The following is a 25,499-nucleotide window of genomic DNA, read 5'->3' on the forward strand; positions in this document are numbered from 1 at the left end:
ATGAGCGCCTTCGACACCCCCACCCCGACCAGCGCCGCTGGCCAGCAGTGGAACGCCCAGGATTATGCGATCGACGCCGGCTTCGTGCCGCTGCTCGGCGGCGCGGTATCGCGCCTGCTCGACCCGCGCGCCGGTGAACGCATCCTCGACCTGGGCTGTGGCGATGGCGTGCTCAGCACTGAGCTGGCGCTCAGCGGCGCACACATCCACGGCGTGGATGCCTCGCCGGAGCTGGTGATCGCCGCGCGTGCGCGCGGCGTCGATGCGCAGGTGATGGATGGCCACGCGCTGTCGTTCGACAGTGAGTTCGATGCGGTATTCAGCAACGCAGCGCTGCATTGGATGGGCAACCCCGACCGGGTGATGGAAGGCGTGCGCCGCGCCCTGCGCCCGGGCGGCCGCTTCGTTGCCGAGTTCGGCGGGCATGGCAACGTGGCCACGATCATTGCCGCGGTGCAGGCCGCACGCGTGGCCCATGGCCACGGCGCCAGCGCATTCCAGTGGTACTTCCCCACTGCCGATGCCTACGCCGACCGCCTGCGCCAGCATGGCTTCCAGGTGCAGCTGATCGAGTGCACGCCGCGACCGACCGCACTGCCGACCGGCGTGGCCGGCTGGCTGCGGGTATTCGCCACACCGCTGCTGGATGACCTGCCAGCCGAGGCACGCGCCACCGTGCGCGAGGCCGCCACCGTTCTGCTGGCCGAGCTGCCGCGCAACGCCGGCGGTCAGCCGCTGGCCGACTACGTGCGGCTGCGGGTGCTTGCCCGTCGCCGCTGACTCGACCTTTTCGCTATCTTTCCTGATGTCCGCACCTTCGTACTTCTGCCAGGCACACGCATGACTTCCGCACCCCGCACCCTGTACGACAAACTGTGGGACGCCCACGTGGTGGTTCCCGAATCCGACAGCGCGCCCGCCGTGCTGTACATCGACCTGCACCTGATCCACGAGGTGACCTCGCCGCAGGCATTCACCGAGCTGCGCGAGCGCGGCCTGTCGCCGCGCCGCCCGGATCGCACCAAGGCGACGATGGACCACTCCACGCCGACCCTGCCTGTGCGTGCCGACGGCACGCTGCCTTACGCCAGCGCCGCCTCCGAGGCACAGGTGGCCACGCTGGCACGCAACTGCGCAGAGCACGGCATCGAGCTGTTCGACATGGCTTCGGACAACCGCGGCATCGTCCACGTGATCGCGCCCGAGCAGGGCTTCACCCAGCCCGGCATGACCATCGTCTGCGGCGACAGTCACACCTCCACCCATGGTGCGTTCGGTTCGCTGGCGTTCGGCATCGGTACCAGCGAGGTCGGCCACGTGCTGGCCACGCAATGCCTGCTGCAGCGCAAGGCGAAGACCTTCGCGATCACCGTTGATGGGCCGCTGGCACCCGGCGTTGGCGCCAAGGACGTGGTCCTGCACATCATCGGCGTGATCGGCGTCAATGGTGGCACCGGCCACGTGATCGAGTTCCGTGGCAGCACCATCGAAGCGATGGACATGGAACAGCGCATGACCCTGTGCAACATGTCGATCGAGGCCGGTGCACGTGCCGGCATGGTGGCGCCGGACCAGGTCACCTTCGACTTCGTCGCCGCGACCCCGCGCGGCCCCAAGGGCGCCGACTTCGACGCCGCCGTGGCACGCTGGCAGCAGCTGCGCAGCGATGACGGCGCGCATTTCGACAGCGAAGTGCACATCGACGCTGCCGACATCCGCCCGACCCTGACCTGGGGCACCCATCCGGGCACCGCGATCGCAGTGGATGCGCCGATTCCGGCGGCCAACGATGCCGCCGCACAGAAAGGCCTGGACTACATGCATTTCCAGGCCGGCAAGGCGCTGGCAGGAACTCCGGTGGACGTGGTGTTCGTCGGCTCATGCACCAACGGCCGCCTGAGTGACATGCGCGAGGTGGCGCAGGTGCTGCGCGGCCGCCGGGTTGCCGAGCGGGTGCGCATGCTGGTGGTGCCGGGCTCGGAAATCGTCAAGCGCGAGGCCGAGGCTGAAGGCATCCATGAGATCGTGCGCGCGGCCGGTGCTGAGTGGCGCGAGCCGGGCTGCTCGATGTGCATCGCCATGAACGGCGATCTGGTCGCGCCCGGCCAGCTGGCCGTGAGCACCAGCAACCGCAATTTCGAAGGCCGCCAGGGCCCCGGTTCGCGCACGCTGTTGGCCTCGCCAATGAGCGCGGCATGGGCCGCAGTGAACGGGCACGTTGCCGATACCCGCGAACTGTTCGCACAGGAGGTGGCGTGATGAGCGGATTCCGTACCCTGACCTCGGCCAGCGTGGTGCTGCGCCAGACCAACATCGATACCGACCAGATCATTCCCGCACGGTTCCTGTCCACCACCGAGCGCGCCGGCCTCGGCCGCAACGCGTTCAATGACTGGCGCTGGCAGGCCGACGGTTCCCCGGTGGCTGACTTCGCCTTCAACCAGCCACACAACGCCGGCCGCAGCATCCTGCTGGCGGGCCGCAACTTCGGCTGCGGTTCCTCGCGCGAGCATGCACCATGGGCGCTGACCGACCTCGGCCTGCGTGCCATCGTCAGCAGCGAGATCGCCGACATCTTCCGCGGCAACTCGCTGAAGAACGGCCTGCTGCCGATCGTGCTGGACGAGGCCGATGTGCAGGCGCTGATGCAGCGCCCGGACGACGAGCTGACCATCGACGTGGCCGCGCGCGAACTGCGCACGCCAGATGGTCGCGTCTATTCCTTCCCGCTGGATGGCTTCTCGCAGACCTGCCTGCTGGAAGGTGTCGACCAGTTGGGGTATCTGTTGGGCCGTGTCCCTGAAATCGAACGCTACGAGAGTGAGCATGCACGCTGAAATTGTTGTCCTGCCCGGTGATGGCATTGGCCCGGAAGTGGCCGCCGCGGCAGTCGCCGTCCTGAAGGCCGTCGCCGAACGCTTCAACCACACCTTCACCTTCAGCGAGCACGACATCGGTGGCGTCGCCATCGATCGCCATGGCGAGCCACTGCCCGCCTCTACGTTGACCGCCTGCCAGGCCGCCAACGCCGTACTGCTGGGTGCAGTCGGCGGCCCGAAGTGGTCCGACCCGAATGCCAAGGTGCGCCCGGAGCAGGGCCTGCTGGCGATCCGCAAGGCGCTGGGCCTGTATGCCAACCTGCGCCCGGTGCGTACCCATGAAGCCGCCCTGCACGCCTCGCCGATCAAGGCCGAGCTGCTGCAGGGGGTGGACTTCGTGGTGGTGCGCGAGCTGACCGGCGGCATTTACTTCGGCGACAAGACCCGCGACGCCGACAGCGCCAGCGATCTGTGCCGCTACACCGTAGCCGAGATCGAGCGCGTGCTGCGCAGTGCGTTCCGTCTGGCGCAACAGCGTCGCGGCAAGGTCACCTCGGTGGACAAGGCCAATGTGCTGGAAACCTCGCGCCTGTGGCGTGACGTGGCCGCGCGCATCGGCCGCGAGGAGTTCCCGGATGTAGCGCTGGAGCACCAGCTGGTTGATTCCATGGCGATGCACCTGCTGGCCAAGCCGCGCGAGTACGACGTGATCGTCACCGAGAACATGTTCGGCGACATCCTCACCGACGAGGCGTCGATGCTGGCCGGCTCGCTGGGCCTGCTGCCGTCGGCCTCGCTGGGTGAGCCGGGCGCAGTCGGCATCTACGAGCCGATCCATGGTTCGGCGCCGGACATCGCCGGCAAGGGCATCGCCAACCCATACGCAACGATCTTCAGCGCGGCGATGCTGCTGCGCCATTCGCTGGGGCTGGAAGCGGAAGCCGCTGCGGTGGAAGCGGCGGTGCACGCCGTGCTGGATGATGGTGTGTTCACTGCCGACCTGGCCGCCAAGGGCCAGGCGGTGAGTACCGCCGCTGCGACAGATGCGGTGCTGGCGAAGCTCAACTGATCCGATAGCGCCACGCCATGCGTGGCGCCCCTCCCTTTGGACATTGTGCGCAGCCACCCATGGGGTGGCTCTACTGTAGATCCACGCCATGCGTGGATGGTTCGAACCCCGTGCAGTAGATCCACGCCATGCGTGGATGCAGCCATCCGTGCCAACCAAGGTCGGCACCCACCACCGCAGTAGATCCACGCCATGCGTGGATGCAGCCATCCGTACCAGCCAAGGTCGGCACCCACCACCGCAGTAGGGCCACGCCATGCGTGGCTGCTTTACTTGGTGGTATACCCACCATTGACCAGGATCGTCTGCCCAGTCATCCACCAGCCATCGGTGACCAGGAAGCGGATCCACGGCACGATGTCGGCGATGTCGGTCAGGCCAGTGCGGGTGAATGCCGACAGTGCCGCCGCGGTCTTGTGATACGCCTGCGCATCGGCACTCTCGGCCGGATAGAAGAACGGCGTGTCCATCGGGCCAGGCCCGATCGCAGTCACCGAGATGCCGCGTTCGCCGAACTCCTTCGACGCCGCACGGGTGAAGTGCTCGACCGGCGCCTTGGTACCGGCATAGCTGGAATAGAACGGCGTGAATGCGCCCAGCAACGAGGTGACCAGGGTGCAGATGCGGCCGCCGTCATTGACGTTTCGACCGGCTTCCTTGAGGAAGAAGAACGCGGACTTCGCATTGACCGCGCTCATCTCGTCGTACTCGGCTTCGCTGATCTCCAGCATCGGCTTCTTCAGCACTTTGCCGACGGTATTGATGGCGATGTCCGGCCGGCCGACTGCAGCCACGGCATCGGCGAACAAGCGCTCCATCGCTGCGGCCGAAGTCAGGTCGCCCTGCAGCGCCACCGCCTTGCTGCCAGCGGCCTGCACGGCGGCGACGGTCGCCTCTGCATCGGCCTGGGTGGCGGCACTGTTGTAGTGGATGACGATGGCCTTGGCGCCCTGGCTGGCAAAGTCGCGGGCCAGCAGCCCGCCCAGGTTCTTGGCACCGCCAGCGATCAGCACGGTCTTGCCCTTGAGGGAATGGTCAGTCATGGCTTGGTCTCGGGGAGGGGCTGCCCGGGATGGCAACCTGCCCTGATGACGATATCGTGCAGAAAATCCGGATAAAGCCCGCTATATTGACTTAACTTTCCAGAGTCAGCGAACAATGGACCGGATCGATCGCTTCCGTATCTTCACCCGGGTGGTGGAGAGCGCCAGCTTCACCCGCGCCGCCGACCAGCTCGGCCTGCCCCGCTCCACCGTCTCGGCAGCCATTGCAGAGCTGGAGCAGCGGCTCGGCACCCGCCTGCTGCAGCGCTCCACACGACGGGTCTCCACCACCCACGACGGCGACGTGTTCCATGCGCGCTGCCTGCGCCTGATCGCCGAAGTCGAAGACGCTGAATCGTTGTTCCGCCAGGATGATGCGCAGCCGATTGGCCTACTGAAGATCGACGTGCCCAGCCGCATCGGCCGACGCATCATCGCCCCCGCCCTGCCGGATTTCTTTGCGCGCTACCCGCAGGTGGAACTGGACCTGGGCATGACCGATCGCGCGGTGAACCTGATCGAGGACGGTTGCGATGCCGTGCTGCGGGTTGGCCACCTGGGCGACTCCAGCCTGGTGGCACGCACGCTGGGCCAGCTCGACTTCGTCAACGTTGCCGCGCCCAGTTACCTGAGTGAGCACGGAGTGCCGCAGCATCCCGCTGATCTACAGCAGCACCGCGCGGTGAACTACGCATCGCCGACCACGGCGCGGGTGGAACCGTGGGAATGGCAGGACGGTGGCCAGCTGCGCACGCTGCCGATGCCTGGCTGGGTACGGGTAAACAGCGCCGAGGCCTCGATCGCGTGCTGCGTGGCGGGGCTCGGCCTGCTGCAGATTCCGCGCTACGACGTGCAGGCCGAACTGCAATCCGGTGCGCTGGTGGAAGTGATGCCACAGCACGTGGCGCAACCGCTGCCGGTGACCCTGTTGCAGCCGCACCGGCAACACCGCGCGCAACGCGTGCAGGTGTTCATCGAATGGCTGCTGCCAGTGCTGCGGAACGGCCTGCAGCTGCAGTAGATCCACGCCATGCGTAGATGCACGCCACGCAGATCAGTAGATCCACGCCATGCGTGGATGACTGAGCCTGGTCCTCCGCAGCCACCCATGGGGTGGCTCTACTGCAGAAACTACCAACCTTGGTGGAAGTGATGCCACAGCACGTGGCGCAACCGCTGCCGGTGACCCTGTTGCAACCGCATCGGCAGCACCGCGCGCAACGCGTGCAGGTGTTCATCGAATGGCTGCTGCCGGTGCTGCGGAACGGCCTGCAGCTGCAGTAGATCCACGCCATGCGTGGATGCACGCATCAGTGCCAACCAAGGTTGGCACCTACCAGGGCCAAGACCCGCTGCGGTAGATCCACGCCATGCGTGGATGCGTGCATCAGTGCCAACCAAGGTTGGCACCTACCAGGGCAGTGGCCGCCGAACCCGGGGCATTACGCCCCGGATTCGTCCGGCTTGACCCGGAACCACGCCGCGTACAGCGCCGGCAGGAACACCAGGGTCAGCACGGTGCCCACGATCAGGCCGCCCATGATCGAGATCGCCATCGAGCCATAGAACGCACTGCGCGAGAGCGGAATCATCGCCAGCACCGCCGCCAGCGCGGTCAGCACGATCGGGCGGAAGCGGCGCACCGTGGCATCGATGATCGAATGCCAGCGGTCATGCCCGGCATCGATGTCCTGCTGGATCTGGTCGATCAGGATCACCGAGTTGCGCATGATCATGCCGGCCAGCGCGATCGTGCCCAGCAGCGCCACGAAGCCGAACGGGGCGCGGAACAGCAGCAGGAACAGGGTCGCACCGATGATGCCCAGCGGCGCGGTCACCAGCACCATCGCCGCACGCGAGAAGCTGCGCAGCTGCAGCATCAGCAGCGTGGCCACCACCACCAGGAACAGCGGCATGCCGGCCTTGATCGAGTTCTGGCCACGTGCCGAATCCTCCACGGTACCGCCGGTTTCCAGCAGGTAGCCATTCGGCAGTTCGGCACGGATGCCATCCAGCGTCGGCAGGATCTGATGCACCACGTCCAGTGGCTGCATGCCATCACTGATGTCGGCGCGCACGGTCACCGTCGGCAGACGGTTACGGTGCCAGATGATGCCATCCTCGAAGCCGTACTCCATCGTCGCCACCTGCGACAGCGTGATGCTGCCGCCGTTGGCGGTCGGCATCGACAGGCTGGACAGCAGCTCCAGCTGGTTGCGTTCATCGGCCGGCCCGCGCAGCAGCATCTCGATCTGGCGGTTGCCTTCGCGATACACGCTCACCGACTGCCCGGCCAGCGAGCTGGACAGGAACTGGCTGACCTGGGCACTGCTCACACCCAGCGCGCGCGCACGCTCCTGGTCGATCACCAACCGCACCACCTTGCTCGGCTCGCTCCAGTCCAGGTTGACGTTCATCACGTGCGGGTTTTCACGCACCTTGGCCTCGACCTGCCGTGCGATCGCCTGCACCTTCTCGATGTGCTCGCCGGAGATGCGCATCTGCACTGGGTAACCGACCGGCGGACCATTCTCCAGGCGGGTGACGCGCATCTGTACGTCCGGGAACTTCGGGATCACCTCATGCAGCAGCCAGTCGCGGGTGCTTTCGCGCGACTTGATGTCCTTGGCCAGCACCACGAACTGGGCGAAGTTGGTGGCCGGCAGCTGCTGGTCCAGCGGCAGGTAGAAGCGTGGCGAACCGGTGCCCACGTAGGACACGTAGTTGGCGATGCCATCGCGGTTGGACAGCAGCTTCTCCAGCTTCTCTGCCTGGGCCTGGGTCGAGCGCAGCGACGCGCCCTCGGCCAGCTCGATGTCCACCATCAGTTCCGGCCGGGTCGAATCCGGGAAGAACTGCTGCGGCACGAAGCGGAACATCATCAGCGAGAACACGAACAGGGCGATGGTCGCGGCGATCACCCACCAGCGGTGGCGCAGGCAGCCATCGAGGAAGCGACGGAAGCTGCGATAGAACGGGCGCTGGTACGGATCATGGTCGTGCCCGTGCTGCGGCGGCGCGATCAGGTTGGCCAGCACCGGATAGCGGTCGGCCCACTGCTGGCGCTTGGCCAGCCAGCGCGCGGACAGGCTGCCCGGCTTCGGCGGCTGCGGATTGAACAGGTCCGGCAGCATCTTGTCGCCCAGGTACGGGATGAACAGCACCGCCGCGATCCACGACACCACCAGCGCAATGGTCACCACCTGGAACAGCGAGCGGGTGTACTCACCCGTGCTCGATGCCGCCGTGGCGATCGGCAGGAAGCCGGCCGCCGTGATCAGCGTACCGGTCAGCATCGGGAACGCGGTCGACTCCCAGGCGAAACTGGCCGCACGCAGGCGGTCGTAGCCCTGCTCCATCTTGGTGGCCATCATCTCCACCGCGATGATCGCATCGTCCACCAGCAGGCCCAGCGCCAGCACCAGCGCGCCCAGCGAGATCTTGTGCAGGCCGATGTCGAAGTAGTGCATGACGAAGAAGGTCATCGCCAGCACCAGCGGGATGGTCACACCTACCACCAGGCCGGTGCGCAGGCCCAGCGAGAAGAAGCTGACCAGCAAGACGATCACTACGGCTTCGGTCAGCACCTGCACGAACTCGCCGACCGACTCCTCCACCGACTGCGGCTGATCGGACACCTTGCGAAGCTGCATGCCGGCCGGCAGGGTCTTCTGCAGGCGTTCGAACTCTGCATCGAGGTTGGCGCCGAGCTTGAGGATGTCACCGCCATCCTTCATCGCCACCGCCAGGCCGATGGCCTCTTCGCCCATGAAGCGCATCTTCGGCGACGCCGGGTCGGCGAAGCCGCGCTTGACCTCGGCGATGTCGCCCAGGTGCACGGTGCGGTCGCCAGCACGGATCGGGAACTGGCGGATGGCGTCGATGTCGTTGAACTGGCCGGTCACGCGCAGCTGCACGCGGTCGGTGGCGGTCTCGAAGAAGCTGGTGCCGGTGACCGCGTTCTGGTCGGCCAGTGCCTGCTGCACCTGCTGCATCGACACGCCCAGCGTGGCCAGGCGGGTGTTGGACAGCTCGATCCACACCTTCTCGTCCTGCAGGCCGACCAGATCGATCTTGCCGACGTCGGGCACGCGCTGCAGCTCCAGCTGGATGCGGTCGGCGTAATCACGCATCACCGCGTAGTCGAAGCCCTTGCCGGTCAGCGCATAGATGTTGCCGTAGGTGTCGCCGAACTCATCGTTGAAGAACGGGCCGACGATCTCGCGCGGCAGCGTCGGCCGGATGTCGCCCACGCGCTTGCGCACCTGGTACCACAGATCCGGAATCTGCTTGGAGCGCAGGCTGTCGCGCGCCATGAAGATGACCTGCGATTCACCCGGGCGCGAATACGAGCGGATGAACTCGTACTCGCCGGTGTTCATCAGCGCCTTCTCGATCGGCTCGGTCACCTGCCGCGAGACCTGCTCGGCGGTAGCACCCGGCCACAGCGTACGCACCACCATCGCCTTGAAGGTGAACGGTGGATCCTCGGACTGGCCCAGATGCTTGTACGACCACGCGCCGATCAAGGCGAAGGCGAGCATCGCGAACAGCACCAGTGGACGATTGGCCAGCGCCCACTCGGAAAGATTGAAGCGGCGCACCGGCTTACTCCTTGGCCTTGGCGGCAGTGGCCGGCGCGGCCGGCTTCAGCACCGGGCGGTTCTGCCGATCCACGGCAATCACCGGCTGGCCGGCACGCAGCAGATGGCCACCCGCGGCGACCACCCAGTCGCCCGCGCCCACACCGGACAGCACCGGCACCGTTTCGCTGCCGTAAGCCCCGGTGGTGATCGCTGCGGACTTCAGCGTGCTGTTGGCCGGATCGACCACCCAGACGCTGGCGGCCCCATTGGCGCCACGCTGCAGCGCGCCCAACGGCAGCTGCAGGGTGCCGTGGCGGCCGGCGCTGCTGTAGACGCGTGCGCTCTGGCCCAGTTCGACATCGGCCAGCGCATCGGCGGCCAGGCTGACCCGGGTCGCGTAGGTACGTGCCTGCGGATCGGCGGCGGCGGCGATCTCGCGGATCGTGCCCGGCAGGCGCTGGCCAGGACGGTTCCACAGCTCCACCTCGACCGGCTGGCCCACCGCATAGTCGCGGATGGTGGCCTCGGGCAGGTCGATCAGCACTTCGCGCCCGCCATCGGCGGCCAGGTTGAAGATGGTCTGGCCGGCCGACACCACCTGCCCGGCCTCGGCCTCGCGGCTGGCGATCACGCCGTCGGCCGGTGCGCGCAGTTGGGCGTAATCGGCCTGGTTGCGCAGCACATCGAGGTTGGCGCGGGCGGCGTTGGCCTGGCCCTGTGCGGCCTTGAAGGCGGCGGACTGCTGGTCCAGCTGCGAGCGGCTGACCAGTTGCTGGTCGGCCAGCACCTGGTAACGCTTGAGGTCATCGCGGGCACGTACCAGATCGGCTTCGGCCGCAGCCAGCTGCGCCTGCGAGGCGCGGGCCTGCAGCGCGAAGTCGGCCACGTCCAGCTCGGCCAGCACATCGCCCTTCTTGACCCGCTGCCCGGCATCGACATGGCGCTTGACCAGGTTGCCACCGACGCGGAACGACAGCGGGCTTTCCTGCCGGGCACGCACCGTGCCCGGGAACGCCGCCGGGGCCTGCCCGGCCTGTTCGCCGGGGTGAACCACCAGCACCGGTACGGCCGCCTGTGGCGCCTGTTCCTGTCCCGAACAGGCTGCCAGCGCAGCCACCCACACCATACCGCCCATCCAGCGCACGATCTTCATCGGTCAACGTCCTGAAAACGCAGGGTTGCAACTAAGGGAGAGCCGCGACTGCCGGCCCAATTTAATAAACCGGCCGGTATAGTATAAATATCGAACCGCTTGGTCTAGTATTGTCGTGATGAGTTCTCCCACTTCCCGCAAGCCGTCGGCCAAGCCCGCTGCCAAGGCCGCCGGACCCGGGCGTCCCAAGGACCTCGGCAAGCGCGCGGCGATCCTTGAAGCAGCCAAGGCACTGTTCATCGAACAGGGCTATACCGGCGTGAGCATGGACACCATCGCCGCTCAGGCCGGCGTCTCGAAGCTGACTGTGTACAGCCACTTCGGCGACAAGGAAACCCTGTTCTCCGAGGCCGTGCAGTCAAAATGCATTGAAATGCTGCCTGACGCGCTGTTCGTGGCCGACGCGGACGGCCCCCTGCGCGACCAGCTGATCGGCATCGGCCTGGCCTTCTTCGAGCTGATCACCTCCGACGCAGCGATCTCGATCCAGCGCATGATGATGGCGCCGGAGACCGACGAACGCCTGCGCGAGCTGTTCTGGCAGGCCGGCCCGGAACGTACCTGCGAGGCCCTGGCCGATTTCCTGCGCGCGCGCGGCGAACGCGGCGAGCTGGACATCCCCGACTATTACCTGGCCGGCCAGCAGTTCCTGACCCTGGTCAAGGGCGAAGTGCACATGCATATGATGTGCGGCATGCCACTGTCACCAGTGGAATGCGACCCTCTCATCCACGTGACCGCCAGCATCGACTTCTTCCTGCGCGCCTATGCGCCACGAGGGGCCAGGACGGCCGGATAACCAAAACTGAACGAACCGGAGGTCGCGATGACTTCCGGCACTGCGACCCCGGCCACCCGGCAGCTGATGCTCTGGGCGCGCCGCCGGCCTCCGGCACCGGTAAAATGGCCGGCCCACTGCGCTGGATTTGAACCTCATGACGATTGATTACGCCCACGCCCGCGAACTGATGGTGGAACAGCAGATCCGTCCCTGGGACGTGCTGGACATCAAGGTGCTCGACGTCCTGGCCCGCCTGCCGCGCGAGGCCTTCGTCGCCGACGCGCACCGGGCGCTGGCCTACGCCGATGTTGAACTCCCGATCGGCCATGGCCAGAAGATGATGAAGCCGGTCATCGAGGGCCGTACCCTGCAGGCACTGGATCTGCAGCCGGGTGACGAAGTGCTGGAAATCGGCACCGGCAGCGGCTTCCTGGCAGCCTGCATCGGCGCGCTGGCGCGCGACGTGCTGAGCCTGGAGATCGACCCGGAACTGGCCGCCGCCGCGCGTGCCCGCCTGGACGCTTCCGGCCTGAGCACCAACGTCCGCGTGGAAGTGGCCGACGCCCTGTCCTGGCAGACCGAACGCCGCTTTGACGTGATCTGTGTCACTGGTGCGGTCGACGTGGTGCCGTCACAGTTCGCCTCGTGGCTGCGTCCGGGTGGTCGCCTGTTCGTGATCCATGGCCGTTCGCCGGCGATGGAGGCCCTGCTGGTCAAGGCCGACGGCAGCACCGAGTCCCTGTTCGAGACCGATATTGATTACCTGCGTGGTGCCGCCCCGGCCCCCCAGTTCCACCTCTGAGTCCAAGGAAGCCGCAATGATCCGCCGATCCCTCGCTGTTGCGCTGGCCACTGCCCTGCTGCCGTTGTCCGCCCATGCCGCCGACCTGCTGCAGGTCTACGAAATGGCGCGCAATGGCGATCCGCAGCTGTCCGCCGCCGAATCCACCCGGCTGTACGACAAGGAAGGCGCCGTGCAGGCCCGCGCTGCCCTGCTGCCGCAGATCAACGGCCAGGCCACGCTGAACCGCTCGCGCAGCGAGGCGGACCATGACGCCAACTCCGGCACCGTGACCAGCAAGCGCCGCAACTACACGATCGAAGGGAGCCAGACGCTGTTCAACTGGACCCAGATCAACAACCTGCGTTCGCAGCGCGAGCTGAGCAAGGCCGCGGACTTCACCCTCGATTCGGCCAACGACAGCCTGATCGTGCGCACCTCGGCGGCCTACTTCAACGTGCTGGTGGCAATCGAATCGCTGAACGCCGCACAGACTAATGAAGCGGCCGCGAAGAAGCAGTTCGACTTCGCCGACAAGCGCCTGGAAGTGGGCCTGGCGCCGATCACCGACGTGCACGAAGCACGCGCCCAGTACGACCAGGCGCGTGCCAACACCATCGTTGCGCAGAACACCCTGGCCGATAACTACCAGGCCCTGACCGAACTGACCGGCCAGCCGGTGGTCAACCTGCGCGGCCTGCCGGCGGACTTCCGCCCGGAAGTGCCGGCCAACCGTGGCAACATCGATGAGCTGGTGCACCAGGCCACCAACCAGAATCCGGCGCTGAAGGCCCAGGAACTGAAGGTCAGCGCCGCCGAGGCTGGCGTGCAGGCCGCTCGTGGCGGCCATTACCCGACCCTGTCGCTGGGCGGCAGCTGGGGCAAGAGCGCAACCTGGGGTGACAGCACTGGTGCCGGCTCGTTGTCGCCGGATGCACGCACCAACAGCATCGGGCTGACCCTGAGCGTGCCGATCTTCGCCGGTGGTGCCACCCAGTCCGGCGTGCGCCAGGCACTGGCCCAGCGCGACATCGCCCAGGACGGCTACGAGCAGCAGAAGCGTGCCCTGGACCGCAACACCCGCAATGCCTACCAGACCCTGGTGCAGGGCATCAGCGAAGTGGAAGCCCGCCGCCTGGCGGTGGTCTCGGCGCAGAGCGCGTACGACGCGTCGCAGGTCGGCCTGGAAGTCGGTACCCGTACCGTGCTGGACGTGATCCAGAACCAGCGCATCCTGTTCTCGGCGCAGCTGGATTATGCACAGGCCCGCTACACCTTCCTGCAGAACCGCTTGCTGCTGAGCCAGTCGCTGGGTGCGCTGGACGTGGCCGAGCTGCAGGACGTGAACCGCCTGCTGACCCAGGACGCGGGCAACCCGTCGACGACCACGCACTGAGTCGTCGCCCTGCCGGCAACGAAGAAGCCACCCGGGAGGGTGGCTTTTTTGTGGGCAGCGCGTACGGCCCCACCCAGGCATGGCGCAGATCCGCCGGCCGTCAGCCCGGCCACGCGCCTGCCCGCTCCACTGCGGCCAGCACGCACAGCGCCGCGGCCAGCGGCGCAAGCACCATCGCAGCCCCCGGCATCGGCGCGCGCACACGCAGTACTGCCAGGCACAAAGCCGCCATCACCAGCAGGGTTGCCGGACCTGGCAGCACCGGCAATGCATCGACGGGCGTTCCCAACGCCAGCAGCGCCGCCAGCACCACGGTGACCGGTATCAGCCGTGTCCGGAACCCGGGCGCTTCATCCACGGCCACAGGCCAGAGCTGCGCTGCCAGCTGTGTGGCCAACGACAACAGCACCAGCAGCAGTGCTGCCAGCCCAGCCATGCCCGCCAGCGGCAGCAACGGCAGCAGCCACTGCAACTGCGGATGGCCCTGCAATGCCACCGACAACGGCCGCGTACCGGCCAATGCCGGGAACTCGACCAGGCCGGCCTGCAACGCCGCCAGCACGATCAGCAGCAGCATTGCCAGCAGCAGCGCGGCCGCCAGCAGCCCTGGTGACCGCGCACGCACCTGCGGGCCACGCCCAGGAAACCCCAATGCCAGACCCACACTGGCAAACACCGCCAGCAAGGGCACGCTTGCCGCCAGCACCCCGCCGGGTCCGAACCGATAGGGCGCGGTGGCGTCCGGCAGCCACGGGATCCAGTTCGCGTAGTGCACATGGCGGACCGCCAGCGCCAGCAGCAACAGCCCTACACCGATCTTCGCCGTCAACAGCACGCAGACCATCAGCGCGATGCGACGCGGAGGCAGCAACACGAACGCACCCAGCACCAGCAGGCTGGTGACGGCCATCACCGGATCCGGCAATGCGCTGCCGGTTTCAATACCGCGACTGGCAAACACCGCACGCGCGTGGCCCGCCATGGACTGCGCCACGCCGGCGCTGGTCACCACCAGCTCCAGCAGCAGCACAGCACCCAGCAGGCGCGCGACTGCTGTGCCCCAGGCGGCCCGCAGCGGGCCGTACAGGCCATCGGCTTCCGGCTGCTGCTGGTTCAGCACGTGCAGGCAATACAGCATCGGCGCTGTGCCCAGTGCGGCCAGCAGCAGACTCAGTACGATGGCCGGGCCGGCCTGGGCGGCGGTGTACTGGCCGACCAGGGCGATCACGCTGCCCCCCAGCAACAGGGTCAACGCCACCAACGCGAAGTGATCCATTCCCAGCAGCGCGTGCCGGCCACGGCGGTTGTCGCTGTCCATCGCAAGCCCTCTTGATTCCGCCCATGCGCGGTCGACAGCAGGCTGGCAGCCTGCGCCAAAGGGCGGTATCAGAATCCGTACCGTGCGCATCGCGATGTGACCACAAACACGTTCGCAGCCACGCATCCGGTCCTGCTGCGACAGGAATCCGGCTGCTAAGCAGAATTGATGCAGTCGATCACGTCAGTCGGTCCACGTAGTGTCCGCCCTGGCGGTGTTGCTGCCCGGCTCAGCTGCGCGGCGGCGGCAGATGTGGCGCGACCAGCGCCAACGTGCGCTGCAGGGCACCGCGGCCATTGCTGACCAGCGTGCATCCAGCACGGGCCATGTCCTCGCGCGCCGCTGCGTCGCCCAGCAGGTGCTGCAGCAGGTCACCTACCGCCTGCACGTCCTCGCCGATCAGCAAGGCACCGGCCTCACGCATGCGCCGTGAGATCTCGGCGAAGTTGTGCAGGTGCGGACCGGTCACAGCGGCAGTGCCCATCGCCGCCGGTTCCAGCAGATTGTGGCCACCGATCGGCTGCAGGCTGCCGCCGACGAAAGCGACCTGCGCGCAGGCATAGAACGGCATCAGCTCGCCCAGGGTGTCGATGACGAATACATCCGTGCCGGCCTCCGGCCATTGCTTCGCGCGACGGGTCGTCACGTTCCAGCCCTGCTCGCGCGCCAGCGCCTCCACCTTCGGGAAGCGCTCGGGGTGCCGCGGCGCCCACAGCAACAACAGGTCGGGGTGCTGCTGGCGCAGGCGCCGATGCAGGTCGATCACCGCCTGCTCCTCACCATCGTGGGTACTGGCCGCGATCCACACCGGGCGCCCGGCGGGCACGCAGGCGTGGAACTGCTCGACGAAGCCCCGCACATCCGGCGTGGCGATATCGAACTTGAGGTTGCCCAGCGCCTGCACCTGTTCACGCGCAGCACCCAGCTGCACGAAGCGCTCGGCGTCGTCCTGCGACTGCGCGGCCACGCAGGTGACCGTGCGCAGCGCACGGCGGATCAGCGCCGCCAGCACCCGGTAACCGCGCAGCGAACGCGCGGACAGGCGGGCGTTGAGGATGTAGACCGGGATGCGACGGTCGCGGCAGCCGAACAGCATGTTCGGCCACAGCTCGGTTTCCAGGATCAGTGCCAGGCTGGGCTGGAAATGGCCGAGGAAGCGGTTGACGCTGCCCGGTACGTCGTACGGCAGATAGACATGGTCCAGCGCGTCTCCCCACAGCGCGCGCACGCGCTCCGAACCGGTCGGGGTGATGGTGGTGATGACCCAGCGGATGTCCGGACGCTGCTGGCGCAGGGCATTCACCAGCGGCGCGGCGGCATTGACCTCGCCCACCGAGACCGCGTGCAGCCAGACCCGCGGCTGGCCGGTCGGCTGCGGATACGAGGCATAACGCTCGTCCCAGCGCCGGAAGTATTCACGGACCCGGAAACCGCGCCAGACCAGGTGGTACACGGTGATCGGCAGCAGGATGTAGAGCACGGCCGAGTACAGGCCGCGCAGGATCCATTCGACAGGGTCTTTACGCATGCGGCAAGGATACGGGAGCCCCCCGGGAAAGACACGCAGCCGGATTGGTAGAATGGCGCCATGTCAGATGCCACCACCGCCGTCCGCCCGTCGCTGCGCGATCCCCGCAACTGGCCGATGTTCGCCGCCATGCTCGGCGCCTTCGCCATCGCCCGCCTGCCGTGGATGCTGCAGCGTGCGCTCGGCCGGGGCGTCGGCTGGATCAGCTGGCGCCTGCTCGGCAGCCGCCGTCGCGCCGCCGAGGTCAACCTGCAGCTGTGCTTCCCGGAGAAGGACGAAGCCTGGCGCCAGCGCCTGGTGCGCGACAGCTTCGACGCGCTGGGCGTGGGCGTGCTCGAGTGCATCCGCGCCTGGTGGGGCAGCATCGACCGCATCCGCCCGCAGGTGCAGATCGAGGGTCTGGAACATCTGCGGCAGATGCAGGCCGAGGGCCGCGGCGTGCTGCTGGTCTCCGGCCACTTCATGACCCTGGAGATGTGTGGCCGCCTGCTGTGCGACTACGTTGACCTGTCGGGCATGTACCGCAAGCACAAGAACCCGGTGTACGAATGGGCGGTGAAGTTTGGCCGCCTGCGTTATGCCAAGGCGATGTTCGCCAACGAGGACATCCGCGCGACCGTGCGCCACCTGAAGAAGGGCGGCTTCCTCTGGTATGCGCCGGATCAGGACATGCGTGGCAAGGACACCGTGTTCGTGCCGTTCTTCGGCCATACCGCATCCACCATTACCGCCACCCACCAGCTGGCGCGGATGACCGGCTGCGCGGTGATTCCGTACTTCCACCGCCGCGAGGGCGGAAAGTACTTCCTGAAGATCGGCGCACCGCTGGAGAATTTCCCCAGCGAGGATGTGGAAGCCGATACCACGCGGGTCAACCAGGCCATCGAAGAAATGGTGCGCGAAGCCCCGGACCAGTACCTGTGGATCCATCGGCGGTTCAAGCGCCAGCCCGGCGGCCGGAGCGATTTCTACAAGTAGCGGTGGGAGGGATGGCTTCATCCACGCATGGCGTGGATCTACTGCCTTGTGCGGCTTCATCCGCGTATGGCGTGGATTCAATGACGTGGGGCATTCTGAAGTAGATCCACGCCATGCGTGGATGCTCTTCGATTCCGTGCCGGGATTCACAACGGCCAGCGGCACCAGGCGTACGGGTACTCCCCCATCACGCACGCCAAGCCCGCACGGACCGGATTGGCCAGGATGTACATCGCCTTCTCGTGAAGGGATTCATCGCTGCGTACGGCGTGATCGTGGTAACCGTGCTGCCACAGCGACCCTCGCCGCTCCAATCGCCGATTCAGCAGCCGGCTGCTGCGTGATTTGAGCAGGGCCATGCACTCGGCCAGGGTTCCCCCGCGCAATTCCATCAACCAGTGCAGCTGGTCGGGCATCACCACCCAGGTGAAGCTGTGGCTCACGCCCTTGCGCTCTACGAAGCGCAGTGCTTCAACCAGAATCGCTACGTTGGAAGCATCGGCAAAGAAGGGTTCACGATCGAGGGTTACCGTAGTCAGTGAATAGACGTTACCGGTGCAGGAGTAACGACCGTAGCGGAGTCTTGGGCTGGCCATGGCCTCAGCGTGCGATACACACGGAGGCACGGCTAGTGGAGGTTGGCGCGTGTTTGCGTCGGTAAAGCCCCATCCACGCATGGCGTGGATCTACTACGGCGACGTTCGTTCGGTGACCGCCCCATGCACGCCATGGCGTGGATCCACCATGGGGACGTTTGTTCGGTACGTGGAGTAGAGCCACGCCATGCGTGGATGGACGATCACACCACCGTCGGCGTGTCGTCCGTTTCGCGGGCCAACAGGCTGCCGGCGAACAACGCGGCCAGCAGCACGGTCAGCCCCCCCCAGAATGCGGAATAGAACGCAAGGTGGGTGTTGAGCGGGAACACGGTGGCGGCCAGCGCCAGCATCGCAGGGCGCGCGCGGTCACGGGCCGCGGGCGGTGCGAAACGCCAGGCGCGCCACGCCTGGGCGACGGCGGCCAGCCACAACAGCAGGCCCAGCACGCCGGTTTCGGCAAGGATTTCCAGCACGATCTGGTGTGCGTGCAGCGCCGGTTCGGCGCCCCACACCGCGGGCCCATCGTCACCGACGCACTGCGGGTACGCATCGCGGAAGCCGCGTGCGCCCACGCCGTTGATCGGGTGCCCGGCAATCATGCAACCGGCCGCACTCCAGATGCGCCCACGTCCGGACAGCGCCTGGTCGACGCCCTCGGTGCCGCCGTCCCAGGCCATCGCGGTGCGCGCCACACGCTCGCGCAGCTGCGGCACGCTGGCGGTCAGTGCCGCCGCGGCCAGCAGGCCGACCACCGCCAGCAGGCCCAGGCGCTTCCAACCGAGCTGGCGCACGCCGCTGTAGGCCACGATCACCGCGAAGGTGATCCAGGACGCGCGCGAACCGGCCAGCAGCAGCACGATGGCCAGCGCCGCACCGGCGAGCAGCCAGCCCGGCGTGCCGAAGCGGCGTGCGGCGGGGAGCAGCAGGAACGGCGAGAGGCTGGCCAGCACCTGGCCGAATTTCAGGTTGCACGGCCCGAGCGCGCCACTGAGGCGGTCGGCCAGCGCGGCTTCCTCGGCCGGGCACAGCGCATGGCCGCTGACGGCGAGCTTCAGCTGCTGCAGCGACCAGAACCACGGGCTGGTGCCCGCCACCGACTGCACCAGCGCATCCAACGTCCACAGCGCGGTGATCAGCGCCAGGCCACCGAAGATCACGCGGCGCCGCTGCGGGGTGGCCACGGCGATCGCCACCAGCCACATGAAGGGCAGGTAGCGCAGGCCGGCGGCCGCCTTGGTCCACGACGCCGCCGGATCGATCGCATCGAAGGCGGAGAACGCCTGCGGCAGCCAGTAACCGAGGAACAGGATCGAGGTCAGCGCCCAGGCGGCGGGTGTCAGCAGGTGCGGGCGGCGCTGCAGGCGGCGCATGATCATGCGCACCGCGGCATACAGCGCACCAAGACCCAGCACGGTTTCAGCGATGCCCGGCAACGGCCACAGCGCCACGTACGCCAGCACCCACCAGGGCGCCCAGCGCCCGGCGCGGTCCTCGCGCACGAGGGTTGCGGGGTCAGCCGGCGAGGTCGGCATAGAGGCGGAGGGTGTCGCGCTGCATGGCCTGCAGGGTAAACGGGATGCGGGTCGGCAAGGACGGCGGCTGCGCCAGCAGGGCCAGCGCACGTTCACCCAGCACCCGTGCATCGCCCAGCGGCACGGCGCCGGCCGGCTGCAGCTGCTGCAGCAGTTCGCCGGCGCCGCCATGGTCCCAGCCCAGTACCGGGCGACCGACCGACAACGCTTCGACCACGGTGCGGCCGAACGCTTCGGGCTTGTCCGACAGCTGCAGCACCAGATCGCTGGCCGCATAGGCCTGGGCGATGCGCGCGGTCGGCGTGCTGATCTGCACGGCGTCGGTCACGCCCAAAGCAGCCGCCTGCCGGCGCAGGTCGGCCACGTAGGCTTCACGGCCGGGTTCATCGGTGCCCAGCATCCACAGCTGTGCAGGCACACCGGCCGCGCGCACATCCGCCAGCAACTGCAGCGCATGAGCATGCCCCTTCAGCCGGGTGCCCCGCCCCGGCAGCAGCAGCAGCGGGCCCTCAACCTGCGCCAGCCACGGGTAATCGGCTGCGAGCGCCAGTCGTGGCCGACGGTCGGCGCGGGCCACGCGGGGAAACTGTGCGACATCGACGCCGCGCGGAATCACCCGCAGCCTCGCTCCGGGAACCGTGGGGTAGTGCCGCTGCACATAGTCGCGCACGGTATTGGACACGCAGATCACGCGTTCACCGCTGGTCATCACCGCGCTGTAGCGGCTGGGCGAGTTCAACCCGTGCACGGTGGTCACCCAATGCGGGCGCTGTGCGGCAGGCATCGCGCGGATCGCGTACAGGCCCAGCCAGGCCGGCAGCCGCGAACGGGCATGCACGATGTCGGCGCCAACTTCAGCGAACAGGCGGCGCAGGGTCGGCAGGTGGCGCAGGGTCAGCAGCGATTTGCGGCCGATATCAAGGGTGAGGTGCTCGGCACCGCTATCGAGCAGCGGCTGCACCAGGCGGCCACCGGCGGAGACCACCAGCGCACGATGGCCGGCAGCGACCAGGGCCGCAGCAATTTCCAGGGTCGAGCGCTCGACACCGCCGGAGTGCAGCGCCGGCAGCAACTGCACCACGGTCAATCGGCGCATCGAAGGGGCGGCCGCTTAGTCGGCCAGCACGAACACGGAACCGCAGTACGGGCACTGCGCTTCGCCGTTGGGCTCGTCTTCGATCGGCAGGTACACGCGCGGATGCGAGTTCCACAGCGCCATTTCCGGGGTCGGGCAGCTCAGCGGCAGATCGCTGCGGTGCACGGTGTAGCGCTTCTCGGCGTTGGCGGGCGCAGTGGCGGTATGGCTCATGGCGGATGTCGATGAACGGGTTGCGAGGCCTGTGATTCTAGCATCTGGGCCGCCCCGACATTGCGCCGCAACGGGTCTTTGCGCGTACCGGGCCGATTCCCTGCGGCCTTGCATGCCACCTCGGGACGGGGTGCCGGCGGAAATTCCCGATCGATCCTGCAGGTTCACGCCGAAAATCCGCCGAAAACGATATTTCCCGCATTTGGATCGAACTAAATGGCACTTGTCAGGTTGCCACGGCTGTTGCAGGATCGGGCCAGGTCGTAAACCGGCCCACTCCAATCCGACCCGATCGCATGGCCCGCCCCCACCGGACCGGCATCGCTTCTTCCACTGCCATCCCGGCGGGCGGAGCGATGCTGTCCGTGGTGTCCGCCGATGCGGGTTCTGCCCGCCGCCTGCCCTTCCGGGAGACCCCTGCATGACCCTGTCCGATCCACGCCGCGCCCTGCTTCCGCTCGCCCTGGCCCTGGCCTGTGCGACTACCGCGATGCCGGTGCTGGCACAGGGACTGCAGACCTCGTTCGAACCGGGCCAGCCGACGCCGGCACCGGCCGCAGGCGCACTGCAGGTCACGATCGGCAACGGCCCTGCTGCGCCTTACGCCGCCAAGCGCAATGCGGGCTACAGCGGCCTGCATGCACTGCGCTACAGCAGCGAAGGCGGCAGCGCGCGACGCGAGCTGTTCAAGGCGGACATGACCATCGAGGCCGATACCACCCTGTCGTGGCTGGTGCTGCCGGAGATCGTCGGCAAGGACACCGTGGCCTCGACCTATGTGTCACTGGACCTGCTGCTGGACGATGGCAGCCGCGTTTCGGCCAGCGCTGCACGCGACCAGCATGGCGTGGCCATCGGTGCGCGCGCGCAGGGCGATTCGAAGACGCTGTATCCGCAGCAGTGGGCGCGCAAGGCGGTGCGGCTGGGCGACGTGCCCGCGCTGAAGGGCCGCCGCGTGGTGGCGATCGAACTGGACGTGGCCAGTGCCGACGGTGCACCGGTCTCGGGCTGGATCGATGACGTGCGCCTGGACACAGTGCCACGTCAGCAGCCAGCGCGCGTCTCCGACTGGGTGCTGACCACCCGTGGCACCCAGGCCAACGGCACCTTCTCGCGCGGCAACAATTTCCCGGCCACCGCGGTACCGCACGGATTCAACTTCTGGACCCCGGTGACCGATGCTGGCGCACTGAACTGGCTGTACCGCTGGAACGAACAGAACGACGCACAGAACCGCCCGCAGCTGCAGGCGCTTGCGCTGAGCCATCAGCCCAGCCCGTGGATGGGCGACCGCCAGACCTTCCAGGTGATGCCCTCGGCCAGCCGTGGCGTGCCGGAGGCCGACCGTCGCAAGCGCGCGCTGTCATTCGAGCGCAGCCATGAAAGCGCGCGCCCGTATCGCTACGACGTGCGCTTCGACAACGGCATCGCGGCCGCCATCGCGCCGACCGATCATGCCGCGCTGTTCCGCTTCGAGTTCCCCGAGGGCGGCGACGCCAACCTGCTGTTCGACAATGTCGATGCACGCGGTGGCCTGACCCTGGACGCTGCCACGCAGACACTGTCCGGCTACACCGATACGCGCAGCGGGCTGTCCAACGGCGCCAGTCGCATGTACGTGGTGGCCAGCTTCGACAGGCCGTGGCGCAGCAGTGGGCGCCTCAACACCGGCCGACCGACCGGTTACATCAAATTCGATGCCGGCAGCGACCGGCGGGTGACCATGCGCATCGCCACCTCGCTGATCTCGGTGGAGCAGGCACGGCACAACCTGGCCCTGGAAATGGCCGCCGCCGATACACTGGAAAGCGTGGCCGGCCGTGCGCAGGATGCATGGGATGCGCGCCTGGCCCGTTTCGACATCGGCGATGCCAGCGACGACCAGAAGACCACGCTGTACTCCAGCCTGTACCGGCTGTTCCTGTACCCCAATTCCGGCCATGAGAACGTGGGCAGCGCCGCCGCACCGGAGTGGCGCTACGCCAACCAGGCCAGCGCCAGCGATGACAACACCGAGGGCAGCGCGACCCGCAGCTATGCCGCCGTGCGCGACGGCAAGGTATTCGTCAACAACGGCTTCTGGGACACCTTCCGCACCACCTGGCCGGCCTATGCGCTGTTCACGCCCGACGATGCCGGGCAGCTGGTGCAGGGCTTCATCGAGCAGTACCGCGCCGGCGGCTGGATTGCACGCTGGTCGTCGCCGGGCTACGCCGATCTGATGGTCGGCACCAGCTCCGATGTGGCCTTCGCCGACGCATGGCTGAAGGGCATCGGCGGGTTCGATCCGGCCGAGGCCTATGCCGCCGCGCTGAAGAACGCGACCGTGGTGCCGCCGGACCGCCATGTCGGCCGCAAGGGCATGAACCGTTCGACCTTCCGCGGCTATGCCAGTGCCGACGTGCACGAAGGCATGTCGTGGACGATGGAAGGCGCACTCAATGACTTTGGCATCGCCAACATGGCCGATGCCCTGGCCAAGCGCGCGACCGCGCCCGCCGCACGCGAGCGCTACAGCACCGAGGCCGACTACTTCCGCCATCGCGCCGCCAGTTACGCGACGATGTTCGATCCGGCGGCAGGCTTCTTCCAGGGCCGCAAGGCCGATGGTCGCTGGCGCGTGGACGCAAAGGCCTACGATCCGCGCGTGTGGGGCCACGACTACACCGAATCCAATGGCTGGACCTTCGCCTTCACCGCCGCCCATGACGGCGAAGGCCTGGCCGCGTTGTATGGCGGCCGCGAAAAGCTGGCGGCGAAGCTGGATACCTTCTTCGCCACACCTGAAACCGCGGACCCGGCACTGGCCGGCTCCTACGGCGGCACCATCCACGAGATGACCGAAGCGCGCGACGTGCGCATGGGCATGTATGCGCACAGCAACCAGCCGGCGCACCACATCCCGTGGATGTACCTGTACGCCGGGCAGCCGTGGAAGACCCAGCAGCACGTGCGCGAGATCCTGTCGCGGTTGTACGTCGGCAGCGAGATCGGCCAGGGCTACCCGGGCGATGAGGACAACGGTGAAACCTCGGCATGGTACGTACTGGCCTCGCTGGGCCTGTACCCGCTGCGCATGGGCGCCCCGGAGTACGTGATCGGCTCGCCGGCATTCGAGCATGCACGGGTGGAGCTGCAGGGTGGCGCGGTGCTGACCGTGAACGCGGCCAACAACTCGCGTGAGAACGTCTACGTGCAGTCGCTGAAGATCAACGGTACGCCGTGGACGAAGACCTGGGTGCCGCACGACCTGATCGCCAAGGGCGCGACCCTCGACTTCGTGATGGGACCCCGCCCCTCGCGCTGGGGCAGCGGCGTGGACGATGTGCCGCGCTCGTTGACCGCGCGCGGCCAGCACCCGCAGCTGCTGCACGACCTGCTCGGCAGCGGCGCGAAGGCGACGCTGGCCGATGGCCGTGCCCTGCCCGCGCTGGTCGATGACGATGCCGGCACCACGGTGGGTCTGGGCGCCGGTGCAACCATCGCGCTGACCGGCCTGGCCGAGGGCACCCCGACGATGTACACGCTGACCAGCGGTGACGGCCGCATCCAGGGCGGTGAGTGGACGCTGGAGGCGCGCAACGGCGGCGGCAGCTGGGCCGTGCTCGACCAGCGCAGCGGCGAAGACTTCGAATCCGCCCGCCAGACCCGTCCGTTCCGCATCGCCAAACCCGGTCGTTACAGCGAGTACCGCCTGCGCCTGGCGGCACCGGCACGGCTGCCGCTGGCGGAGATCGAACTGCTGGCGGCCGGCACCGTACAATGAGCTGCATGCGCTTCCGTCTACTGCCTCTGGCCCTTGTTGCCCTGTCCTTCTCAAGCTTCGGCCAGACCCAGGCGTTCGATACGCAGCTGACCCGCGACGGCGTGACGCTGAACTACCAGGACGCCCGTGGCGCCCTGGCCGCACCGCAGCGCAAGCGGGTGATCGATACGTTCTTCTTCGCGTACCTGCGCGAACGTGCGGACTTCCATCCCGCTGCGCCGTCAATGGTGCGCATCGTGATCGATCCGGCCTACACCGGCATCGCCTTCGTCGGCGACAAGGACCAGGCAGCGACGATCACCATCAATCCGGGTTGGCTGGCGCAGCATCCGAACGACATCGACCTGGTCACCCACGAGGCGATGCACATCGTGCAGGGGTATCCCGGCTACGGCGATGCACGGGTACCGGGCTGGCTGGTGGAAGGCATCGCCGACTACGCGCGCGACCGCTACGGCATGGACAACGCCGCCGCTGGCTGGGCATTGCCGGTGAAGGTCGAGAAGGGGCAGAACGTCGACAGCGGCTACCGGGTGGCCGGTGCGTTCCTGAAGTGGGCGGAGGCGGAACATCCCGGCCTGGTGCTGGCACTGGACAAGGCCCTGCGCGACGGCCGCTATGCACCGGCGCTGTGGCAGAAGCACACCGGCAAGGCACTGCCGGCGCTGTGGGCGCAGTACGCCAAGCCGCGTTCGGATGCACCGGCGCCGGCACGGCGCGGCAAGCGCTGACCGCAGGTAGCACCGTGGCTTGCCCGGCGAAACGCCTGTTTCGCCGCGCTGCGCGCCCGCCTGGCATGGCCCGGCATGACCTGCCCAACGGGATCTCATTACGATCTCAC

Annotated in this window: 20 protein-coding genes and 1 pseudogene; 12 read left to right on the forward strand and 9 right to left on the reverse strand. The window is 67.5% G+C overall.

The features are described 5' to 3' along the window. From ACZK4Z_RS18810 to leuB, 4 genes are read left to right on the forward strand one after another with little or no spacing between them, the layout of a single operon-like run. A complete protein-coding gene (locus ACZK4Z_RS18810; RefSeq protein WP_125895100.1) occupies positions 1-780 on the forward strand; it encodes a class I SAM-dependent methyltransferase in 780 nt (259 codons plus the stop codon). Positions 781-840: 60 nt separating this feature from the next. Continuing rightward, positions 841-2,259, forward strand: a complete 1,419-nt coding sequence (gene leuC, locus ACZK4Z_RS18815) for a 3-isopropylmalate dehydratase large subunit (RefSeq protein ID WP_125895098.1) — start codon at positions 841-843, stop codon at positions 2,257-2,259. Continuing rightward, positions 2,259-2,837, forward strand: a complete 579-nt coding sequence (gene leuD, locus ACZK4Z_RS18820; protein WP_125895096.1) for a 3-isopropylmalate dehydratase small subunit — start codon at positions 2,259-2,261, stop codon at positions 2,835-2,837. Before leuC ends, leuD begins: the two co-directional genes overlap by 1 nt. Next, on the forward strand, positions 2,827-3,888 hold the full coding sequence (leuB, locus tag ACZK4Z_RS18825) for a 3-isopropylmalate dehydrogenase (RefSeq protein WP_180838222.1): 1,062 nt from the start codon (positions 2,827-2,829) through the stop codon (positions 3,886-3,888). Before leuD ends, leuB begins: the two co-directional genes overlap by 11 nt. Positions 3,889-4,157: 269 nt before the next feature. Here leuB and ACZK4Z_RS18830 read toward each other — a convergent pair whose 3' ends face one another. Next, positions 4,158-4,931 carry an SDR family oxidoreductase gene (locus ACZK4Z_RS18830; RefSeq protein ID WP_012512043.1) on the reverse strand — a complete coding sequence of 258 codons (774 nt, stop codon included), beginning with the start codon at positions 4,929-4,931 and terminating at the stop codon, positions 4,158-4,160. A gap of 115 nt (positions 4,932-5,046) precedes the next feature. On the opposite strand from ACZK4Z_RS18830, the gene ACZK4Z_RS18835 reads away from it, so the two are divergent. Continuing rightward, positions 5,047-5,952, forward strand: coding sequence for a LysR family transcriptional regulator (locus ACZK4Z_RS18835; protein ID WP_125895092.1), 906 nt, complete (start codon positions 5,047-5,049; stop codon positions 5,950-5,952). A gap of 119 nt (positions 5,953-6,071) precedes the next feature. Next, positions 6,072-6,215, forward strand: a pseudogene (locus ACZK4Z_RS18840) (LysR family transcriptional regulator); the annotation flags it as partial. 158 nt (positions 6,216-6,373) lie between these two features. Here the strand turns inward: ACZK4Z_RS18840 and ACZK4Z_RS18845 are convergent. Together ACZK4Z_RS18845 and ACZK4Z_RS18850 are read right to left on the reverse strand one after the other, a co-directional pair. Then, on the reverse strand, positions 6,374-9,535 hold the full coding sequence (locus ACZK4Z_RS18845) for an efflux RND transporter permease subunit (protein WP_478450985.1): 3,162 nt from the start codon (positions 9,533-9,535) through the stop codon (positions 6,374-6,376). Positions 9,536-9,539: 4 nt separating this feature from the next. Further along, on the reverse strand, positions 9,540-10,670 hold the full coding sequence (locus tag ACZK4Z_RS18850; protein WP_125895090.1) for an efflux RND transporter periplasmic adaptor subunit: 1,131 nt from the start codon (positions 10,668-10,670) through the stop codon (positions 9,540-9,542). A 118-nt stretch (positions 10,671-10,788) separates the two neighbouring features. Here ACZK4Z_RS18850 and ACZK4Z_RS18855 point away from each other — a divergent pair, with 118 nt between their 5' ends. The 3 genes from ACZK4Z_RS18855 (at position 10,789) to ACZK4Z_RS18865 (ending at position 13,628) form a co-directional block, all read left to right on the forward strand. Beyond that, the gene (locus tag ACZK4Z_RS18855; RefSeq protein WP_478450986.1) at positions 10,789-11,469 is read left to right on the forward strand and encodes a TetR/AcrR family transcriptional regulator; all 681 of its coding nucleotides are present in this window, start codon (positions 10,789-10,791) and stop codon (positions 11,467-11,469) included. Positions 11,470-11,605: 136 nt separating this feature from the next. Next, positions 11,606-12,253, forward strand: a complete 648-nt coding sequence (locus tag ACZK4Z_RS18860; protein WP_478445031.1) for a protein-L-isoaspartate O-methyltransferase family protein — start codon at positions 11,606-11,608, stop codon at positions 12,251-12,253. Positions 12,254-12,269: 16 nt separating this feature from the next. Beyond that, a complete protein-coding gene (locus ACZK4Z_RS18865; RefSeq protein ID WP_049460783.1) occupies positions 12,270-13,628 on the forward strand; it encodes a TolC family outer membrane protein in 1,359 nt (452 codons plus the stop codon). 100 nt (positions 13,629-13,728) lie between these two features. Here the strand turns inward: ACZK4Z_RS18865 and ACZK4Z_RS18870 are convergent, their stop codons facing one another. Both ACZK4Z_RS18870 and waaA read right to left on the reverse strand, forming a co-directional pair. Further along, on the reverse strand, positions 13,729-14,946 hold the full coding sequence (locus tag ACZK4Z_RS18870) for an APC family permease (RefSeq protein ID WP_164080783.1): 1,218 nt from the start codon (positions 14,944-14,946) through the stop codon (positions 13,729-13,731). Positions 14,947-15,175: 229 nt separating this feature from the next. Continuing rightward, positions 15,176-16,474: a lipid IV(A) 3-deoxy-D-manno-octulosonic acid transferase gene (gene waaA, locus ACZK4Z_RS18875; RefSeq protein WP_478450987.1), complete on the reverse strand. Its 1,299-nt coding sequence runs from the start codon at positions 16,472-16,474 to the stop codon at positions 15,176-15,178. Positions 16,475-16,534: 60 nt separating this feature from the next. Here waaA and ACZK4Z_RS18880 point away from each other — a divergent pair, with 60 nt between their 5' ends. Beyond that, positions 16,535-17,452: an LpxL/LpxP family Kdo(2)-lipid IV(A) lauroyl/palmitoleoyl acyltransferase gene (locus ACZK4Z_RS18880; protein WP_293796000.1), complete on the forward strand. Its 918-nt coding sequence runs from the start codon at positions 16,535-16,537 to the stop codon at positions 17,450-17,452. A 146-nt stretch (positions 17,453-17,598) separates the two neighbouring features. Here ACZK4Z_RS18880 and ACZK4Z_RS18885 read toward each other — a convergent pair whose 3' ends face one another. The 4 genes from ACZK4Z_RS18885 to ACZK4Z_RS18900 form a co-directional block, all read right to left on the reverse strand. Beyond that, entirely contained in the window at positions 17,599-18,048 is a 450-nt protein-coding gene (locus ACZK4Z_RS18885; RefSeq protein ID WP_478450988.1) for an REP-associated tyrosine transposase, read from the reverse strand. Positions 18,049-18,251: 203 nt separating this feature from the next. Beyond that, positions 18,252-19,583, reverse strand: a complete 1,332-nt coding sequence (locus ACZK4Z_RS18890) for an O-antigen ligase family protein (protein WP_125895084.1) — start codon at positions 19,581-19,583, stop codon at positions 18,252-18,254. Then, complete coding sequence (locus tag ACZK4Z_RS18895) at positions 19,564-20,679, reverse strand: glycosyltransferase (RefSeq protein ID WP_125895082.1); 1,116 nt, start codon at positions 20,677-20,679, stop codon at positions 19,564-19,566. Before ACZK4Z_RS18895 ends, ACZK4Z_RS18890 begins: the two co-directional genes overlap by 20 nt. Positions 20,680-20,694: 15 nt before the next feature. Then, positions 20,695-20,892, reverse strand: coding sequence for a zinc-finger domain-containing protein (locus tag ACZK4Z_RS18900; RefSeq protein ID WP_005410967.1), 198 nt, complete (start codon positions 20,890-20,892; stop codon positions 20,695-20,697). Positions 20,893-21,313: 421 nt separating this feature from the next. Between ACZK4Z_RS18900 and ACZK4Z_RS18905 the strand changes: the two genes are divergently transcribed. Both ACZK4Z_RS18905 and ACZK4Z_RS18910 read left to right on the forward strand, forming a co-directional pair. Next, positions 21,314-24,658 (forward strand): GH92 family glycosyl hydrolase, encoded by a 3,345-nt coding sequence (locus tag ACZK4Z_RS18905; protein ID WP_125895080.1) that lies wholly within the window; start codon positions 21,314-21,316, stop codon positions 24,656-24,658. After that, positions 24,655-25,389 carry a basic secretory protein-like protein gene (locus ACZK4Z_RS18910; RefSeq protein WP_125895078.1) on the forward strand — a complete coding sequence of 245 codons (735 nt, stop codon included), beginning with the start codon at positions 24,655-24,657 and terminating at the stop codon, positions 25,387-25,389. The genes ACZK4Z_RS18905 and ACZK4Z_RS18910 overlap by 4 nt, the downstream gene beginning before the upstream one ends. Positions 25,390-25,499 lie beyond the last annotated feature (110 nt).

The sequence above is a fragment of the Stenotrophomonas sp. 71799_Sma genome (assembly GCF_056482505.1).

Excerpts from the sequence above, each read along its gene's own strand:
- ACZK4Z_RS18810 (WP_125895100.1), top strand. The coding sequence starts at position 1 with ATGAGCGCCTTCGACACCCCCACCCCGACCAGCGCCGCTGGCCAGCAG.
- leuC (WP_125895098.1), top strand. The coding sequence starts at position 841 with ATGACTTCCGCACCCCGCACCCTGTACGACAAACTGTGGGACGCCCAC.
- leuD (WP_125895096.1), top strand. The coding sequence starts at position 2,259 with ATGAGCGGATTCCGTACCCTGACCTCGGCCAGCGTGGTGCTGCGCCAG.
- leuB (WP_180838222.1), top strand. The coding sequence starts at position 2,827 with ATGCACGCTGAAATTGTTGTCCTGCCCGGTGATGGCATTGGCCCGGAA.
- ACZK4Z_RS18830 (WP_012512043.1), bottom strand. The coding sequence starts at position 4,931 with ATGACTGACCATTCCCTCAAGGGCAAGACCGTGCTGATCGCTGGCGGT.
- ACZK4Z_RS18835 (WP_125895092.1), top strand. The coding sequence starts at position 5,047 with ATGGACCGGATCGATCGCTTCCGTATCTTCACCCGGGTGGTGGAGAGC.
- ACZK4Z_RS18850 (WP_125895090.1), bottom strand. The coding sequence starts at position 10,670 with ATGAAGATCGTGCGCTGGATGGGCGGTATGGTGTGGGTGGCTGCGCTG.
- ACZK4Z_RS18855 (WP_478450986.1), top strand. The coding sequence starts at position 10,789 with ATGAGTTCTCCCACTTCCCGCAAGCCGTCGGCCAAGCCCGCTGCCAAG.
- ACZK4Z_RS18860 (WP_478445031.1), top strand. The coding sequence starts at position 11,606 with ATGACGATTGATTACGCCCACGCCCGCGAACTGATGGTGGAACAGCAG.
- ACZK4Z_RS18865 (WP_049460783.1), top strand. The coding sequence starts at position 12,270 with ATGATCCGCCGATCCCTCGCTGTTGCGCTGGCCACTGCCCTGCTGCCG.
- ACZK4Z_RS18870 (WP_164080783.1), bottom strand. The coding sequence starts at position 14,946 with ATGGACAGCGACAACCGCCGTGGCCGGCACGCGCTGCTGGGAATGGAT.
- waaA (WP_478450987.1), bottom strand. The coding sequence starts at position 16,474 with ATGCGTAAAGACCCTGTCGAATGGATCCTGCGCGGCCTGTACTCGGCC.
- ACZK4Z_RS18880 (WP_293796000.1), top strand. The coding sequence starts at position 16,535 with ATGTCAGATGCCACCACCGCCGTCCGCCCGTCGCTGCGCGATCCCCGC.
- ACZK4Z_RS18885 (WP_478450988.1), bottom strand. The coding sequence starts at position 18,048 with ATGGCCAGCCCAAGACTCCGCTACGGTCGTTACTCCTGCACCGGTAAC.
- ACZK4Z_RS18890 (WP_125895084.1), bottom strand. The coding sequence starts at position 19,583 with ATGCCGACCTCGCCGGCTGACCCCGCAACCCTCGTGCGCGAGGACCGC.
- ACZK4Z_RS18895 (WP_125895082.1), bottom strand. The coding sequence starts at position 20,679 with ATGCGCCGATTGACCGTGGTGCAGTTGCTGCCGGCGCTGCACTCCGGC.
- ACZK4Z_RS18900 (WP_005410967.1), bottom strand. The coding sequence starts at position 20,892 with ATGAGCCATACCGCCACTGCGCCCGCCAACGCCGAGAAGCGCTACACC.
- ACZK4Z_RS18905 (WP_125895080.1), top strand. The coding sequence starts at position 21,314 with ATGACCCTGTCCGATCCACGCCGCGCCCTGCTTCCGCTCGCCCTGGCC.
- ACZK4Z_RS18910 (WP_125895078.1), top strand. The coding sequence starts at position 24,655 with ATGAGCTGCATGCGCTTCCGTCTACTGCCTCTGGCCCTTGTTGCCCTG.